At 37.5% G+C, this 16,965-nt stretch carries 15 protein-coding genes; 1 reads left to right on the top strand and 14 read right to left on the bottom strand.

Annotated features, from left to right (window positions below; genetic code table 11):
* Positions 1–387: 387 nt before the first annotated feature.
* Genes dhaM through glpK form a run of 4 tightly spaced genes read right to left on the bottom strand, consistent with a single transcriptional unit; the run spans position 388 to position 3,941 of the window.
* On the bottom strand, positions 388–783 hold the full coding sequence (gene dhaM / locus SPD45_RS09905; protein ID WP_336267576.1) for a dihydroxyacetone kinase phosphoryl donor subunit DhaM: 396 nt from the start codon (positions 781–783) through the stop codon (positions 388–390).
* Entirely contained in the window at positions 776–1,408 is a 633-nt protein-coding gene (gene dhaL, locus SPD45_RS09900) for a dihydroxyacetone kinase subunit DhaL (protein WP_336267575.1), read from the bottom strand. The genes dhaM and dhaL overlap by 8 nt, the downstream gene beginning before the upstream one ends.
* Before the next feature lie 13 nt (positions 1,409–1,421).
* Complete coding sequence (gene dhaK, locus SPD45_RS09895) at positions 1,422–2,423, bottom strand: dihydroxyacetone kinase subunit DhaK (RefSeq protein WP_336267573.1); 1,002 nt, start codon at positions 2,421–2,423, stop codon at positions 1,422–1,424.
* 21 nt (positions 2,424–2,444) lie between these two features.
* A complete protein-coding gene (gene glpK / locus SPD45_RS09890; protein WP_336267572.1) occupies positions 2,445–3,941 on the bottom strand; it encodes a glycerol kinase GlpK in 1,497 nt (498 codons plus the stop codon).
* A gap of 168 nt (positions 3,942–4,109) precedes the next feature.
* Between glpK and fdhD the strand changes: the two genes are divergently transcribed.
* A complete protein-coding gene (gene fdhD, locus SPD45_RS09885; RefSeq protein ID WP_336267571.1) occupies positions 4,110–4,901 on the top strand; it encodes a formate dehydrogenase accessory sulfurtransferase FdhD in 792 nt (263 codons plus the stop codon).
* A gap of 390 nt (positions 4,902–5,291) precedes the next feature.
* On the opposite strand, the gene SPD45_RS09880 is transcribed toward fdhD, so the two are convergent.
* From SPD45_RS09880 to SPD45_RS09835, 10 genes are all read right to left on the bottom strand, one after another.
* Complete coding sequence (locus tag SPD45_RS09880) at positions 5,292–5,714, bottom strand: hemerythrin domain-containing protein (RefSeq protein ID WP_336267570.1); 423 nt, start codon at positions 5,712–5,714, stop codon at positions 5,292–5,294.
* Between the two features lie 23 nt (positions 5,715–5,737).
* Positions 5,738–7,234 carry a nitrate/nitrite transporter gene (locus tag SPD45_RS09875; RefSeq protein ID WP_336267569.1) on the bottom strand — a complete coding sequence of 499 codons (1,497 nt, stop codon included), beginning with the start codon at positions 7,232–7,234 and terminating at the stop codon, positions 5,738–5,740.
* Positions 7,235–7,361: 127 nt separating this feature from the next.
* Positions 7,362–7,877 (bottom strand): hemerythrin domain-containing protein, encoded by a 516-nt coding sequence (locus SPD45_RS09870; protein ID WP_336267567.1) that lies wholly within the window; start codon positions 7,875–7,877, stop codon positions 7,362–7,364.
* A gap of 17 nt (positions 7,878–7,894) precedes the next feature.
* Positions 7,895–8,542, bottom strand: coding sequence for a response regulator transcription factor (locus SPD45_RS09865; protein ID WP_336267566.1), 648 nt, complete (start codon positions 8,540–8,542; stop codon positions 7,895–7,897).
* Entirely contained in the window at positions 8,543–9,601 is a 1,059-nt protein-coding gene (locus tag SPD45_RS09860; RefSeq protein WP_336267565.1) for a sensor histidine kinase, read from the bottom strand.
* Positions 9,598–10,050 (bottom strand): GAF domain-containing protein, encoded by a 453-nt coding sequence (locus SPD45_RS09855; RefSeq protein WP_336267563.1) that lies wholly within the window; start codon positions 10,048–10,050, stop codon positions 9,598–9,600. The genes SPD45_RS09860 and SPD45_RS09855 overlap by 4 nt, the downstream gene beginning before the upstream one ends.
* A gap of 175 nt (positions 10,051–10,225) precedes the next feature.
* Complete coding sequence (narI, locus tag SPD45_RS09850) at positions 10,226–10,909, bottom strand: respiratory nitrate reductase subunit gamma (protein WP_336267562.1); 684 nt, start codon at positions 10,907–10,909, stop codon at positions 10,226–10,228.
* Entirely contained in the window at positions 10,896–11,471 is a 576-nt protein-coding gene (gene narJ / locus SPD45_RS09845; protein WP_336267561.1) for a nitrate reductase molybdenum cofactor assembly chaperone, read from the bottom strand. Before narJ ends, narI begins: the two co-directional genes overlap by 14 nt.
* Entirely contained in the window at positions 11,464–13,005 is a 1,542-nt protein-coding gene (gene narH / locus SPD45_RS09840; RefSeq protein WP_336267559.1) for a nitrate reductase subunit beta, read from the bottom strand. Before narH ends, narJ begins: the two co-directional genes overlap by 8 nt.
* Entirely contained in the window at positions 12,995–16,672 is a 3,678-nt protein-coding gene (locus tag SPD45_RS09835) for a nitrate reductase subunit alpha (protein ID WP_336267557.1), read from the bottom strand. The genes narH and SPD45_RS09835 overlap by 11 nt, the downstream gene beginning before the upstream one ends.
* Positions 16,673–16,965 lie beyond the last annotated feature (293 nt).

Here is a 16,965-nt window from a genome sequence, read left to right as displayed (position 1 = left end):
ACAGCGGGAAATATGCGATAACTTGCGGAATTATACCATATATTCGCAAGTGCGGCGGGAATTGCGTGGGAACTTGCGGAATTAAGTCATATATTCGCAAGTCTAACGGGAAATATGCGATAACTTGCGGAATTATACCATATATTCGCAAGTGCGGCGGGAATTGCGTGGGAACTTGCGAAATTAAGCCATATATTCGCAAGTCTAACGGGAAATATGCGTTAACTTGCGGAATTAGGCCATATATCCGCAAGTGTAAAGGGAAATACGTGATAACTTGCGAAATTAAGCCATATATCCGCAAGTGTAAAGGGAAATACGCGATGACTTGCAGAATTATACCATATATCCGCAAGTCAAACGGAAATCACACAACTACTTGCGGAATTATTTCATATTATTGTCATTCGCTGGAAACCCTGTCCACAATGTCTCCAATATTTCCTCCAATGTCTTTCCCATACTAGCTTCCACCGCAGCGATGTAGGATCCTTCTACGATTGGCGCTTCGGCGATGACAATTTGGTCATCAGCCAGCATTTCTAAGACGACTTCGGCATTCATTTTGGCACTGCCTAAATCATAAAACAAAAGGACACCGTCTCCTTTGTTTGCTGCATCAATGGCGGATGAAATTTTTTCTATTGTTGTACCGATTCGTCCATCTTCTGTTCCGGCCGCCAATTCAATTGGAACTTCTTGGATTACTTGTTGAATTAATTCTTTTACCCCACTAGCAATTTGCACACTATGTGAAATTAATACGATACCTACATTAGCCACGTTGACACGCTCCTTCTTCTAATGTTTCCGCGAGAGCTTCAAATATAATATACGAGGAAGCTGCACCAGGATCGATATAGCCTACCGATTTTTCCTTAAAGAAACTTGCACGCCCTTTTGACGCAGCAATATGTTCGGTTTTATTTCGTGCCTCTTTTGCTGTCTGAATGATGGCACTTGCATGAAACGCTCCGTCCTTTTGCAGTTTTTCTACGACAGGTGCCCAAACGTCAATCATCGTTTTTTCGCCGACTTCGGTACGACCGCGTTTTTTCATGCCGACAACCGCTTCTTCCAATGCTTCGATAAACATTTTTTCTGTGACCAATTGTGCTCCATTTAGATGTAAGGACATCCGTAAAAAGGCTGTACCATATAGAGGTCCTGCCGCCCCGCCTACTTTTGACATAACGGATAAAGCACACGCTTTAAGCATACTAGAAACTGTATCATAGGATGTCGTCTCGAGCATATTTACTGTTGCTTGAAAACCTCGTTCCATGTTCACGCCATGGTCCCCATCTCCAATTGGTTGATCCAATTTCGTTAAATAACATTTATTCTCTGTTATTTTCTCATTTATTTTGTTTATCCAACATTTTATATGCTCTTTCGTAATTTCCATTTACTTCACCCTTTTATGAACGAACAAAGAAATTTTTCGCATCAGATGGAGCATCTAATAGTTCTTTCCATGCCCCATCTAACTTTAGCAATGTCACAGAACAACCACCCATTTCAAGTGCTGTCATATATTCACCGACAAATGCTCGATATATATTGATTCCTTTTTCTCGTAAAATTTTCTCCACTTCATGTTGTATAATATATAATTCCATTTCAGGAGTTGCGCCGAGCCCATTAATAAGCACTGCAACATCGTCCCCACTGTTTATTTCGATATCGACAAAAATTCTATCCAACATATATGTTGCAATTTCAGATGCAGACATCATTTTTCTTCTTTCTATACCAGGCTCTCCATGGATTCCGATTCCAATTTCTATCTCATCATCTTCTAAAGTAAAAGTAGGTTCGCCGACTGCAGGAATCGTACAAGGATTTGTTGCAACACCAATTGAGCGGACATTTTTCACAACTTGTTCTGCTACTTCCTTTATTTTCGCTAAGGATGCACCTGTTTCAGCCAAAGCCCCAATAATTTTATGAACAAAAATTGTCCCGGCAATGCCGCGTCGACCAACGGTATATATACTATCTTCCACCGCAATATCATCACGGACAATAATTTGATCGATTTGAATGCCTTCAGTCTCAGCAAATTCACGTGCCATCTCGAAATTCATGACATCCCCAGCATAATTTTTTATTATTAAAAATACACCACTTCCACTATCGACCGCTTTAATCGTTTCATAAATATCGGCCGCACTTGGAGAAGTGAACACTTCCCCAATTACTGCCGCATCTAACATGCCTTTGCCAACATATCCTGTATGTGCTGGCTCGTGTCCGCTTCCACCACCACTAATGATTGCGACCTTTCCATCTGTCGGTGCATTTTTCCGAGTAATGACGTTTTTATCCTCAAGTCGTTTATATAAATCAGGAGATGTAGCAAGCATCCCTTCTATCATATGATCCACAACTTGATTTGCTTCATTTATAATTTTTTTCATCTTGCCCACCTCTTTCATGATTTATGACGTAAAGATACGTGTTGCTTCTACTGCCTTTTTCCAACCTGTATACAATGTATCACGTTCTCTCTCATCCATTTCCGCTACAAATGTATGATCTTTTTGCCATAATTGTTCAATCATTGCTTTACTTTCGAAAAAGCCGACCGCAAGACCTGCTAAATATGCTGCACCGAGCGCTGTCGTTTCGTTTATACTAGAACGGTCGACTGGTACATGCAATAAATCACTTTGGAATTGCATCAATAAATCATTTTTTACGACACCACCATCTACACGAAGTGATTTTAATTCCATTCCACTATCTTTCGTCATCGCATCTAATACATCTTTCGTTTGATATGCTAAAGACTCCAATGTCGCACGTATAAAATGTTCTTTCGTCGTTCCGCGTGTTAAACCAAATACAGCGCCACGAGCATCACTATCCCAATAAGGTGTTCCTAAGCCTACAAATGCCGGAACGACATATACACCATCTGTCGAGTCTACACGTTTTGCATATAACTCACTATCGGCGCTATTTTTAATCATACGCATGCCATCACGTAACCATTGAATAGCCGATCCAGCAACGAAAATACTACCTTCTAAAGCATATTCAATCTTTCCGTCTAATCCCCAAGCAATTGTCGTTAAGAGCCCGTGATTCGATTTGACACCTGTTTCTCCTGTGTTCATTAACATGAAACAACCTGTTCCATATGTATTTTTTGCCATACCAGATTCAAAACATGTTTGCCCAAACAATGCTGCTTGTTGATCTCCCGCAATACCGGCAATTGGCACTTCTGCACCGAAGAAATGATAATCTACTGTATGAGCATATACTTCAGAAGAAGAGCATACTTCTGGTAACATACTTTTTGGAATAGTTAAAATATCTAGTAATTCATCATCCCATGTAAGATCATAAATATTAAACATTAATGTACGTGACGCATTGGAATAGTCTGTCACATGTGCTTTTCCACCAGATAATTTATAAACGAGCCACGTATCAATCGTGCCGAATAAAAGATCTCCACGTTCTGCTTTCTCTCTAGCTCCCTCTACATTGTCCAGTATCCATTTTACTTTCGTACCGGAAAAATAAGGATCTAATAGTAATCCTGTTTTATCTTGAAATAAAGATTCAAGTCCAGCTTCTTTTAATTCATCGCAAATACTAGCCGTTTGGCGTGATTGCCATACGATGGCATGATAAATTGGTTTTCCTGTTTCTTTATCCCATACGACCGTTGTTTCACGTTGGTTTGTAATACCGATTGCTTCTATTTGTGTTGGACGTATATCAGCTTTTCGTAAAACACCCGCAATACACGCGAGCATTGACGTCCAAATTTCATTTGCATCATGTTCGACCCAGCCAGGCTCTGGAAAAAATTGTTGAAATTCATGTTGCTCAGACGTAACAATTTCTCCCTTTTTATTAAATAAAATCGCGCGTGAACTCGTCGTTCCTTGGTCAAGCGCTAAAATATATGTTTCGTTCATTTTTTCATTCTCCTCTATGTCGCGACATTTATTTAACCGCTTACTTTATTTTAACAAGTTATCGATTCGTATGCCAATAGGAAAACTAACTAGAGCAATATTTTTAAATATGCTACACTATTTGTAGTAAAATAAGGTATGTTTCAATTGGGAGGGAGAGAAGTTTCAATGGATAAAAAGGTATATGAACAGTGGAAAACAACGAGGTATACACTCAATCAAACGTATACTTTTGATGACACAATTGCCATTGAATTCCCTTTTACGATTTTCATTCAAGGGGAGGAGTTTGCAACGATTGTTTGCACTCCAACTCATATAGAAGAACTTACAGTAGGTTTTCTTGCCTCTGAAGGTATTATTTTGCAAACATCAGACATCACATCCATTCAAATAGATGAAACGAAAGGCTTCGTCTATATAGAACTACATAAAACGATGCCAATGATAGAACATGATCATTCCAAACGGTTTATCGGTTCATGCTGTGGCAAAAGTAGACAATTTTATTTTAAAAGTGATGCCCGAACAGCGAGGACAATTTATACAACAACTTCTATTACAGTAGCACAATGTGTGAAGTTAATGAACGATATGCAAGAACATTCAGAGTTATTTAAAGCAACTGGTGGAGTGCATAATACGGCACTTGCAACATCTGATGCTATTATTACTGTTAGAGAAGATATTGGGAGACATAATACATTAGATAAAATATATGGACATATGTTGCAACAGCATATCCGACCAAGTGATAAAATCATTGTTTTTAGTGGTCGACTTTCTTCGGAAGCTTTATTAAAAGTGTCTAAAATGGGAATCGGCATTATTATATCAAATGCCGCACCGACAAACTTAGCTTTGCAACTAGCGAATGATTTACAAATTACTACTATTGGATTTGTCCGTAACGAACAGATGAATGTATATACATATCCTGAACGAGTAAAAGAGGGATAATACTCACTAGAATACAAAAAGGACGAACTATTTATACTCTCTCAATTTATAATTACAACGTAAGAGATGTACGAAAGCTTGGTATCTACTAAGATCTCGTACGGTCTGGCAGTAGCACATACTTCAACTATACTAGGCAAATCCATCCGTTAGAATGCATGTTTATTTCGAAAAAAATAGTGAGTTTGAGCTATCAGTTAGTAATAACTTTCCAAATACGAACAATGTATGTTACATACCATCTTCCCAAATTTACGAAGTACCATCGGTCGATGATTCGTATTTTATTCTAACTGAATAGTTAGTCTCAAACTCACCGGTTTTCATCTAATTTGTATATGCATCGTACACTGCAATCACGCATGTATACATATATTTCATTAAAATGGCTTAATGTTCATGCGGGAACAATAATCTTTCTTCATCGCGACTATGAATCTCGTTCACGTGAATAAGTGTAAATAACTTTTGAATAATTTGATCATTTATCCCTTCATTTTTTCTTTCCATCTCGATATCTTTTACGATAATCCGTAATAATTCATGATCTCTTTCCAATTGAATGACTGCACGTTCTAAAGACGGATCATTCGTTACAACTTCTTCATAAAATCCTGACTCTTCTGCATCCGCATGACTTATAATTCTCGTTTTCCAATAATCGATGACATCATCTAATGCGGCTTCCGCTCCTTCTAGTTTCTTTTCCCACCAAAGCGATAAAAAGGTTTCTGTTTTTTCGATCGCACCTGACAATCCACCATCATGAATTGCTCGATGTGCATGTAATTGTTTCAATGCTGGTCCAGCCATTAGTCTCCACCTTTCTTTTTTCTTTATAATTCCTCATCTGTAATATCTGTAAACGTACCGACATAACGAACATCTTCGCCAGCACCATCTTTTACAGCACTAATATTTAACCACTCTAAATATTCTTCGCCATCTTTTTTCTTATTCCAAATAGCCCCTTGCCACATTCCAGTTTCATGGATACTATGCCACATTTCATCATAAAATGCTTTATCTTGACGACCTGTTTTTAATATAGCAGGTGTTTTTCCGACCGCTTCTGCTTCAGTATATCCTGTTAACATCGTAAATGCAGGATTAATCGCTAAAATAGTGCCACTTCGATCCGTTACTAAAATCCCTTGCCCGGTAGAATTAAACACTTCATTTGCCACTTCTAATTTATCTTGATAATGCATGCTAATGACGATGACTAAACTTGCTAACGAAACAGAAGATAATAACATGAAACCAATCGAATATTGACCAGTGATGGAATGAATCGCTGCAAGTAATAACGGTGGGAAAAATCCTCCTAATCCCCCCATCATCGAGACGATACCATTTACGATACCTGCCTGCTGTTGGAAATAATAAGGGACTAGTTTAAAAATAACTCCATTTCCAATTCCTGCACTTATGGCAATTACGATACAACCGACACTATATAAAAAGATGGATGGTGAAAAGGCTAGTAACATAGCTGCTACTGTATATGTAACGAATACACCCATCAGTAAAAATAAAGGCTGAAACTTGTCTCCCAGCCAACCACCGACTGGACGTAATGCTGTAGCGACTGCAATGAATCCTGCCGTTCTCATCCCAGCATCTACTTTATCTAATTCAAAATAACCGACAAGGAAATTTGGTAAATAAACGGTAAATGCTACGAATGATCCGAATGTAATGAAATAAAATAAAGAAAAATACCATAGTTTTTCATTTTTATAGACGGATTTAATTTGCTTAACAATCGGTGCCTTCATTCGTTCTTCTTTTCTATCACCAAAAACAAAGTTTAATAGTGCGAAAATAAGTAGTAAAATTAAATATAATTTTACAGTCATCGACCAACCAATTTGTGTTGCAATAACTGGTGCAGCAAAAGTAGAAATTGCTGTTCCAATATTCCCTGCTCCATAAATCCCGTTCACAAACCCATGTCTTTCTTTCGGATAATATTTTGGAAGAGATGTTACCCCGACAGAGAAAACTGCTCCACCGATCCCTAAAAATAACCCACCAATCATTAAATCAATATAACTTGATGCCTCACTAATATAAAACACTGGAAATAACAATAAAATAAAACTAACGAGAAATACAATTCTTGCACCGAACACATTCGCATAATAGCCTAATGGAATACGTAAGATGGACCCTAACACGACCGGAATCGCCGTTAAAATAGCAATTTTATCTGCTGGAATTTGAATATCTTCTTGGATAAATGGTAAAAGAGACGAAATAATAACCCATACCATAAATCCAACGACTAAGTTTAATGTTTGTAATGGTAATTGCATTTTTTTAATCATAAAAGCTCACCTTTTCCTTAGGTAATGAATGTATAAGTATTAATTTCCTTATCTATATTTTACCTAAAGTACAAATAGAAACGAATAAGGGAGTACCCTCTCTTACCTCGGATATTCCCTTAACATATTAAATAATGAGCGTATTCACTTGTTCTAATAGTTTCTCTTTATCTGTTTCCCGCATCATTCGTTCGGCCATCGGAAATAACACCGATTCTTCTTTTACGAAGTGCACCGTTAACACTTCAAAGGCTTCTCCCGCATCTTTAACTAATGCTTTCATATCAGCTAATGACAATGTGTCTAAAGACATTCTCGTATGATGTAAAAAGTGACCGATATATGCATCAATTTCTGCATGCTCTTCTTCGATCGATAATATTGGCCCTTGTTCTAATCCTATATATTGCCCTAACAGTGGAAAAAAATAGTTCTCTTCTTTCTCTGTATGATTTTTTAATGGATCTATAAAAGCAATCAATTGTTTACGCAATGTTTGGAATGCTTCTCTACCTGTCGTTTCATCGTAAATATCATGTTCAAAATTTAAAATGATCTCATGCCACTCATCCATTAAATATGTTAAATAACGATGTTCATTTTCTAAAATTCTTAAAGCTTTATCTTTCGTCTGAAATTGCATCGGCAAGTGGCCTCCTTTTAAAAGTCTAATAACTTTTTCTTAAATGCATATTCGACTAGCTCTGGACGTGTTTTCAAATGAAGCTTATCCATTATTTTCGCTTTATGTGCTTCCACTGTTTTTACGGAAATAAATAATCTTTCTGCGATATCTTTATTGCCATAACCTTTGGCGACAAGTGGTAAAATTTCTAATTCACGTTTGGATAAAACGTGAAACGGATCATCTGGTGCGTGACTTTTATTCTCTTCGACAAACTCTTTTACAAGCGATGTCGCCATTTTCGGATGAATGTATGTTCCACCATCGTGTACAACGCGAATCGCATGTACTAACTCTTTATCAGGAGCATTTTTTAAAATATATCCAGATGCACCACTTTTTAAGACGTGAAACATGTACTCCTCTTCATCGTACATCGTTAAAATTAATATTTTTGTATTTGGAAAATCTGCATGGATTTTACCCGTCGTAATTAACCCACTTTCTCCTGGTGGCATACTAATATCGAGTAATAAAATATCCGGTTCGTATTTCGCTACTTTTTGGTATGCCTCCATTCCATCCGCTGCCGTAGCAACGACTTCCATATCTTCTTGATAATTAAGGATCATCGAAAATCCACTTCGAACGACAGCGTGATCATCCGCTATGACGATTTTCACTTATATTCCCCCTTCAATTGGCACAGATAAGACGACCTTTGTTCCTTTGCCAATTTCTGTATCAATCTGTATTGTCCCATTTACGAGTGCTGTCCGTTCTTTCATACCAAATAAACCTAAACCTGTTCCTTTCGCATTATAATTCGCTAAATTAAATCCGTTTCCTTGGTCAATAATATGCAACATCACGTTGTCATCAGCTTCATATAGATGGACAAAAATTTCATCCACATCGGCATATTTTAAAGCATTCAGTATAGCTTCTTGTCCAACACGATAGATGACCGTTTCTATCTCACTATTATAGCGTTGTCCGTTAATTTCAGATGTATAATGAATTTCTAAACCGTAATTTTTTTCAATCCAACTAAAATGGGAGCGAAAGGCAGCTTCAATACCTAAATCATCTAAAGATGCTGGCCTTAATTCAACAGACATATTGCTAATATCATCTAATAAGCGAGATAAGGATCCTTCAATTTGTTGTAATTTTTCATGGATTGCTTCTTCATTAGGTAAATATTTAACTAGTTGAATCTCTAATAAAGAACTGAGCACTTCTTGAGCGACACTATCATGTAACTCCCGTGATATTCGTTTCCGTTCATCTTCTTGTGCCTTGATCACTTTTTTTACCGTCGTATTTTCTAATAATTTATTTTGTGTTTCCATCTGTTTTGTTAACGGTCTTAACATGAGCATTTTAATTCCATATTGTTCATCGATTGTTTGAAAACTCGCAGCATAAGGGACAACTCCTTCATTTTTTGTATTCAAAAATAATTGAAAAGAGCTAAAATCCCGCGATTCCTCATGAAAATAACAAGATTTACACGTGACTAATGCATCCTCACTTGTATATCCATGACAAGTTAAACAAATCGCATTCGCTTCTCCTAAAAACATTTTTTCTATTACTTCTATATCGACAATTTGCTTTGCTGCATTGTTCAAATAGACGAGGTTGCCGACGACATTAAAGAAGAAAATTGCTTCCGAACTGTTGTCATACATTTTCAATAAGTAATTTTGCAAGGACGAAGGAACTGTTTGCTTCATTTTGTGACCATCTCCTTATGATAAATATATTGAAAATCCGCTTCTATGTTTCCTAATATTTTATCATAAAGTTCTATTGTCATTTTGTCTTTTTCTCGAAAACCTAGCAAAACAACCCCTTTTACTCGATTTTGTTCGTAAAGTGGGATCGCACACATACTTTTTATTTTTTCGGATACGATAATTGGATAATTAAATAACGTATCGTCTGTAAAGGCTTCTTCCGTGTTTTCCACATGCATTGGTTTACCTGTTTTATAGACGATGCCTGCGATTCCTTTTCCGGACTTTAATACGATTCGCTTAAACCTTTCTCCGATATTCCCGACCGCATATTCCCATCTTAAATTAGTTTCATATGGTTGCATATACACATTTGTCACAGCGACAAAGTCTAATGCATATTTCTCTTTTATATTTTCTATCATTCTTTGAATCGACCTTGCCATACTACTTCCTCCTCTTACCACTCTGTTATCCTGTCTTTAGTGTACACGATAATAGAGTAGTCGAAAAATATTTACTAAGAGGAACCTATTGTGAAAAACGTCAAAATAATACTTCCTCTCGTCCTTCTGTGAGCATGAATAGAGTTGAATATATTTTGACGTATCATAATATAGATTATGTTCGGTTTTTTCGATAAATAATATAACTTCTTCCGACATAATTTAATGGTACACTCCACACGTGAACGAGTCTCGTAAATGGCCACATTCCAAAAATAAAGAAGCCTGATAATACATGTAATTTAAATGCAAGTGGAACAGATTGCATTAAAGATGCATCTGGACTTAATAGGAATAATTGGCGAAACCAGACAGAAATAGTTTCACGATAATCAAAATCTGGTTGTACAGCATTGGTAACTAATGTCGCATACATGCCCATAAAAACTATAAACAATAAAACAACATTTACGACTAAATCAGATGTCGTACTTAATTTGCGGACGGTTTTTTTCGTAAACCGTCTCGATGTTAAAATAATCATCCCGAGCAATGTAATAAACCCGAAAAAGCTACCGATATAAACAGCTCCTAAATGGTATAAATGATCACTCACACCGATTGCATTCATCCATGACTTCGGTATACCCAACCCTGATACATGCCCTAAAATAACTGGAAATATACCGATATGAAACAAAAGACTTCCGATCATTAATTGTTTTTTCTCAATAAATTCACTTGATTTTGCCGTCCAACTAAATTGATCTGTTCGATACCTAAATATATGTCCGACAATAAATGTAACGATACATATATATGGAAAAATCACCCACAAAAGCTGGTCAATCATGTTCATTTGACATGACCTCCTCTTGCAAACACGCCTTCAATGTTTCACGAAATCCTTTCACGAGTGGATAGTACACACTATTTATTTCCTCCAACCCTTGTAATAAATGATATGTACCATCTTCTAATACAGCCATTAAAATATTGAAGCTGTCTTCTGCCCTACTATCTCCAAGCCATTCAGCTGCATATAAAAATTCACTTATGAGTGGCAAGTAATCTGATAACTCGCCACTCGGCATTTCTAACCCAAACATTTCATACATAACTTTTAATTTCGCTAACATTTGCCCGCGTTCTTTCGCATCTTCAAATTTAAAAAATGTCATATAAAGGGTTGCCTTTTTATGAAAATCAAATGTTTGTACATATAATTCTTGTAGCTGTTCTAAACTGTACGATTGTACGTTTTCCCAATATTGTTTTATGAATGGATATGCTGGATCATCTACTTGAATACTTTCTTCAAACAACTTTGGATGGTAAGTGCTTTTTTCTGGATAGGTTAATTGTTGTGCAAAAAATCCAAACGCTGTTTTCTGACTGTACAATTTTTCTAAGTTAATCACGCCAAATCCCCCCATAGAAATTTTCCTCATAAATTTCTTTCCCTGATTTTTTCGGTGGATTTGGTGAAGCAGGTCCACATCCGTCACAACCCATATCATATCCCATCGAACCTTGTGCACGATATGGATCCATATAACCTTCACGATGTGATGTTGGAACGACAAAGCGATCTTCATATTTCGCAATTGCTAGTAATCTGTACATTTGTTGCGTTTGGTGTGCTGTTAAACCGACACGATCTAACCGACTTTCATCAAAATCTTTCCCAGATGATAGTGCTCGCATGTATGAACGCATCATCGCCATTCGTTGTAATGATTCTTTCACTGATTTTGTATCACCAGCCGTAAGCATATTCGCTAAATATTGAATCGGCGTCCGCATTTCTTCAATTGCAGGAAAAATCATGTCTGGATTTTTAATCGAATCTTTACCTTCAAAATAACTCATAATCGGGCTTAATGGTGGTACATACCAAACCATTGGTAATGTACGATATTCTGGGTGTAATGGGAATGCTAGTTTATATTCGATTGCTAATTTATAAACGGGTGAATTTTGTGCCGCTTCTATCCATTCCTCTGCAATTCCGTCTTTTCTCGCCTGCTTAATTATTTCAGGATCGTTCGGATCTAAAAATAAATCGCACTGTGCTTCATATAAATCTTTCTCATCTGGTGTTGACGCAACTTCTAACACACGGTCCGCATCATATAACAAAACACCTAAATAGCGAATTCGCCCTGTACATGTTTCAGAACAAACTGTTGGTAGTCCAGACTCAATTCTTGGATAACAAAACGTACACTTTTCTGCTTTATTCGTTTGCCAGTTAAAATATACTTTTTTGTACGGACACCCTGTCATACAGTAACGCCAACCACGACATGCTTCTTGATCGACTAATACAATTCCATCCTCATCACGTTTATACATCGCACCAGACGGACATGATGCTACACAACTCGGATTTAAACAATGTTCACAAAGACGTGGTAAATACATCATGAACGATTTTTCAAAATTGAATTTGATTTCCTCTTCAATTTTTTGAATATTTGGGTCTTGAGGACCTGTAATATGAGCTCCAGCTAAATCATCTTCCCAGTTCGGTCCCCATTCTAAATCCATTTTTTCGCCTGTTACAGCTGATTTTGCACGTGCAACCGGTGTATGTTTCTTTTCCGGTGCCGTCGTTAAACTTTCATAATCATATGTCCATGGTTCATAATAATCTTCCATCTCAGGCATATCTGGATTATAAAAGATCTTTCCTAATGCGACCTTAGACATTTTCGAACCTGATTTTAGTTCGAGTTTGCCGTTTCGCATTTGCCAGCCGCCCTTATAATGTTCTTGGTCCTCCCAACGTTTCGGATACCCAATTCCTGGTTTCGTTTCAACGTTGTTAAACCACATATATTCGGCACCTTTTCGGTTCGTCCAAGTGCTCTTACATGTCACACTACACGTATGACACCCGATACATTTATCTAAGTTCATGACCATTGCAATTTGCGCTTTAATCTTCAAGCCAATTTACCTCCTTCATCTTGCGGACAGCCACATATCCGTCACGTTGGTTTCCGATCGGACCGTAATAGTTAAATCCGTAACTCAATTGGGCATAGCCCCCAACCATTTGTGTCGGTTTTACATGAATTTTCGTTGGTGCATTATGGCTTCCACCTCGTTGTTCGGTAATTTCAGAACCTGGAACTTGAATATGTTTATCTTGAGCATGATACATAAACATCGTTCCCTTTGGCATACGGTGACTTACGACCGCTCGAGCCGTTACAACACCGTGGCGGTTATATACTTCTAACCATTCGTTGTCGTCAATATCATGTTCTTTTGCATCTACATCACTAATCCAAACAGTTGGACCACCGCGGAATAATGTCAGCATATGCAAATTATCTTGATACGTACTATGGATATTCCATTTTCCATGTGGTGTTAAATAACGTAAAACGAGTGCATCTTTTCCACCGACAATTTTCTTATCGTTTGCCCCAAAAACAAGTGGTGGCAATGTTGGTTTATAAACAGGTAATGATTCACCATACTGTAAAAATATTTCATGATCGATATAGAAATGCTGTCTTCCAGTCAATGTTCGAAATGGAACAAATCGTTCAATATTCGTCGTAAATGGTGAATACCTCCTACCTGCTTTATTCGATCCACTAAATACAGGTGTTGGAATAACCTCTCTCGGTTGAACTGTAATATTTTCAAACGTAATTTTTTCGGCTGCCCGGTCTGCTGAAATATCTTTTAATTCCATTCCTGTTATGCCTTCTGCAGTTTCCCAAGCTTTTTGAGATACTTTTCCATTCGTCGCAGAAGATAAATGTAATACGGCATTTATCGCTTGCTTTGCAGTCCGCATCATCGGTAAACCATTTTTGATTGTTTCATCAAAATGTGTGCCGTTAATTTTCTTTATATCGTCATACTCTTCTTCAACCGGGAACGCAACACCGTGCGCACCTATTTTTCCTTTCTCTAATAACGGGCCTAACGAAACGAATTTATCATAAATTTTCGTGTAATCTCGCTCTACAACAGAGAAGTTCGGCATTGTTTTACCTAAAATCGGTTCAATTTCGCCCTTCTTCCAATCTTTTACTTTACCTAACGGTTGTGATATTTCACTTTTCGTATCATGTGCAAGTGGTGTTGTAACAAGGTCTTTATAAATACCTGGTAAATGTTCCTCTGCCATTTCACTAAACGTTTCCGCTAAAGAACGATAAATATCCCAATCTGATCTAGACTCCCATAATGGATCTACCGCCGGATTAAACGGGTGTACAAATGGGTGCATATCTGTGGAGGAAATATCATCTTTTTCATACCACGTTGCAGCAGGAAGAACGATATCAGAATATAAAGGTGTCGAAGTCATCCGGAAATCTAAAGAAACGAGCAAATCTAATTTTCCTTCGACATCTTCTCTCCAGACAATTTCTTCTGGTTTTTCATCTTCATTTGGTGAAGCAAGCAATCCATCTGAAGCACCAAGTAAATGTTTCATAAAATATTCTTGCCCTTTTGCCGAACTTGAAATAAGGTTGGAGCGCCATACAAACAGTGATTTCGGGAAGTTTTCTGGTGAACCAGGATCTTCCACTGCTGCTCTTACTTCACCTGTAACGACTTGTTCATATGCATGTTGAACAATAGCTTCTTCTGACGTCTTCCCTTCTTGAGCCGCTTCTTCGGCGAACAACAAACTATTTTTATTAAACTGTGGATAAGACGGTAGCCAACCAAGTCTTGCAGCTAGCACATTATAATCTGCTGGATGTTGGTAACGAATATCATCTGCAAGTGGTGATTTTAACGCATCTGTTCCACTTTCTTCATATTTCCATTGGTCTGTTGCAAAATAGAAAAATGATGTCGCATTTTGTTGACGTGCTTGTGTTTGCCAATCCTTAGCAAATGCGATTGTAGACCATCCTTCAATCGGGCGTACCTTTTCTTGTCCGACATAATGTGCCCAACCTCCACCATTGACACCTTGAGAAGCAGTTAAAATAACGAGGTTTAAAATAGAACGATAAATCGTGTCACTATTAAACCAGTGGTTAATTCCAGCTCCCATAATAATCATAGAACGACCATTTGTATCAATAGCATTTTGGGCAAATTCACGAGCAACTTGTACGACGATTGATGCTTTCACACTCGTAATTGCTTCTTGCCATGCAGGTGTATAATGCGATGTTTCATCCTCATAACTTTTAGCGTCATATGGACTATTGAACCCGCGGTCTACCCCGTATTGGCTCAACATTAAATCATAGACAGTAGCAATTTTTTTCGTTGTACCGTCTTGCAATGTAATCGTCTTTGTCGGAATATGTCTTGTAAATACACCATTTTCCTTTTGATCAAAAAATGGAAAGACTATTTCTTCTATTGTCGCTTCACTATCTAACACGGACATTGCTGGATCAATAAATGTCCCATCTTCATTTTCTAATATTAAATTCCATTTCGTCTCTTCTTCCCAACGTTGTCCCATCGTTCCATTTGGCACGATAATATCGTCTTTTATTTGATCGATAAGGAGTGGTTTCCAATCAGCATGCTCGGTCGAGTCACCAATATCACTTGCACGTAGGAAGCGTCCAGCTTTATATTTTCCGTCATGGTCATCCAACATGATTAAAAAAGGCATATCTGTATATTGTTTCGCATAATCGATAAACATTTTTTCTTCACGTTTTACATAAAATTCATCTAAAATAACATGTGTCATCGCTTGGGCTAATGCAGCATCTGTTCCTGGATTTGCCGGTAACCAATTGTCCGCGAACTTCACATTCTCCGCATGATCTGGAGCAACCGAAACGACCTTTGCACCTTTATAACGTACTTCTGTCATAAAATGTGCATCCGGCGTACGAGTTAGTGGAACATTGGATCCCCACATAATTAAATAACCAGTATTATACCAATCAGATGACTCAGGAACGTCGGTTTGCTCTCCCCAAATTTGTGGAGACGCAGGTGGTAAATCTGCATACCAATCATAGAAACTTAGCATTTCTCCGCCTAGCAAACTAATAAAACGAGAACCAGCAGCATAACTAATCATCGACATCGCTGGAATAGGGGTAAACCCTGCAATACGATCTGGACCATATTTACGAATCGTGTAAATTAATTGCGCACTAATTAGTTGCAATGCATCTTGCCAATCGACCCGTACATGTCCACCCTTCCCACGGACTTTTTTGTATGACATTGCTTTTTCTTCATCCTCTACAATACTTGCCCATGCATCAACGGGATTTTCATGTTCTTCCAATGCTGCTTGCCATAATCGCCATAGACGACCACGCATATAAGGATATTTCACACGAAGTGGACTATATTCATACCAAGAAAAGGAGGCTCCACGCGGACATCCTCTCGGTTCAAACTCTGGCATGTCAGGTCCACATGATGGATAATCTATTTGTTGGTTTTCCCATGTAATAATTCCATTTTTCACAAATACTTTCCAACTACATGAACCAGTACAGTTTACCCCATGTGTGGTTCGCACAACTTTGTCATGGGACCATCGTTCACGATACATATTCTCCCATTCTCTACTTTTTTCTTCTAAAATTGACCAACTACCTGAATACTTTTCTGTCGGCTGAAAAAATTTCAACCCAAATTTTCGCTTCATACGGACTCATCATCCTTTCTATCTTAAACGTTACATCATTAAGGAAAATCAATACTTATTCATTGTTATATTCTTATTATCATATATACGAAAATACTAGACCATTAGGGAAACACCTATATAAATAAGGTGTTTCCCTAAAATGTATGATGCACATATCCATTTACAAGAAGATATATCATAAAAGACCTATGTAACTTTATTGTTGTCCCACTACTTTTCTATCATCTTTTAAATTTTTCAAAATTTCTCTAGAATTCTACTTTTAATTTCGGTAGTATATAAAACATACG

It is taken from the genome of Pseudogracilibacillus sp. SO10305 (assembly GCF_037072005.1).
Classification (GTDB): domain Bacteria; phylum Bacillota; class Bacilli; order Bacillales; family Amphibacillaceae; genus Pseudogracilibacillus; species Pseudogracilibacillus intestinigallinarum.
Note: the sequence above shows the minus strand (reverse complement) of the source record. Positions and strands in the feature narration are given on the sequence as shown.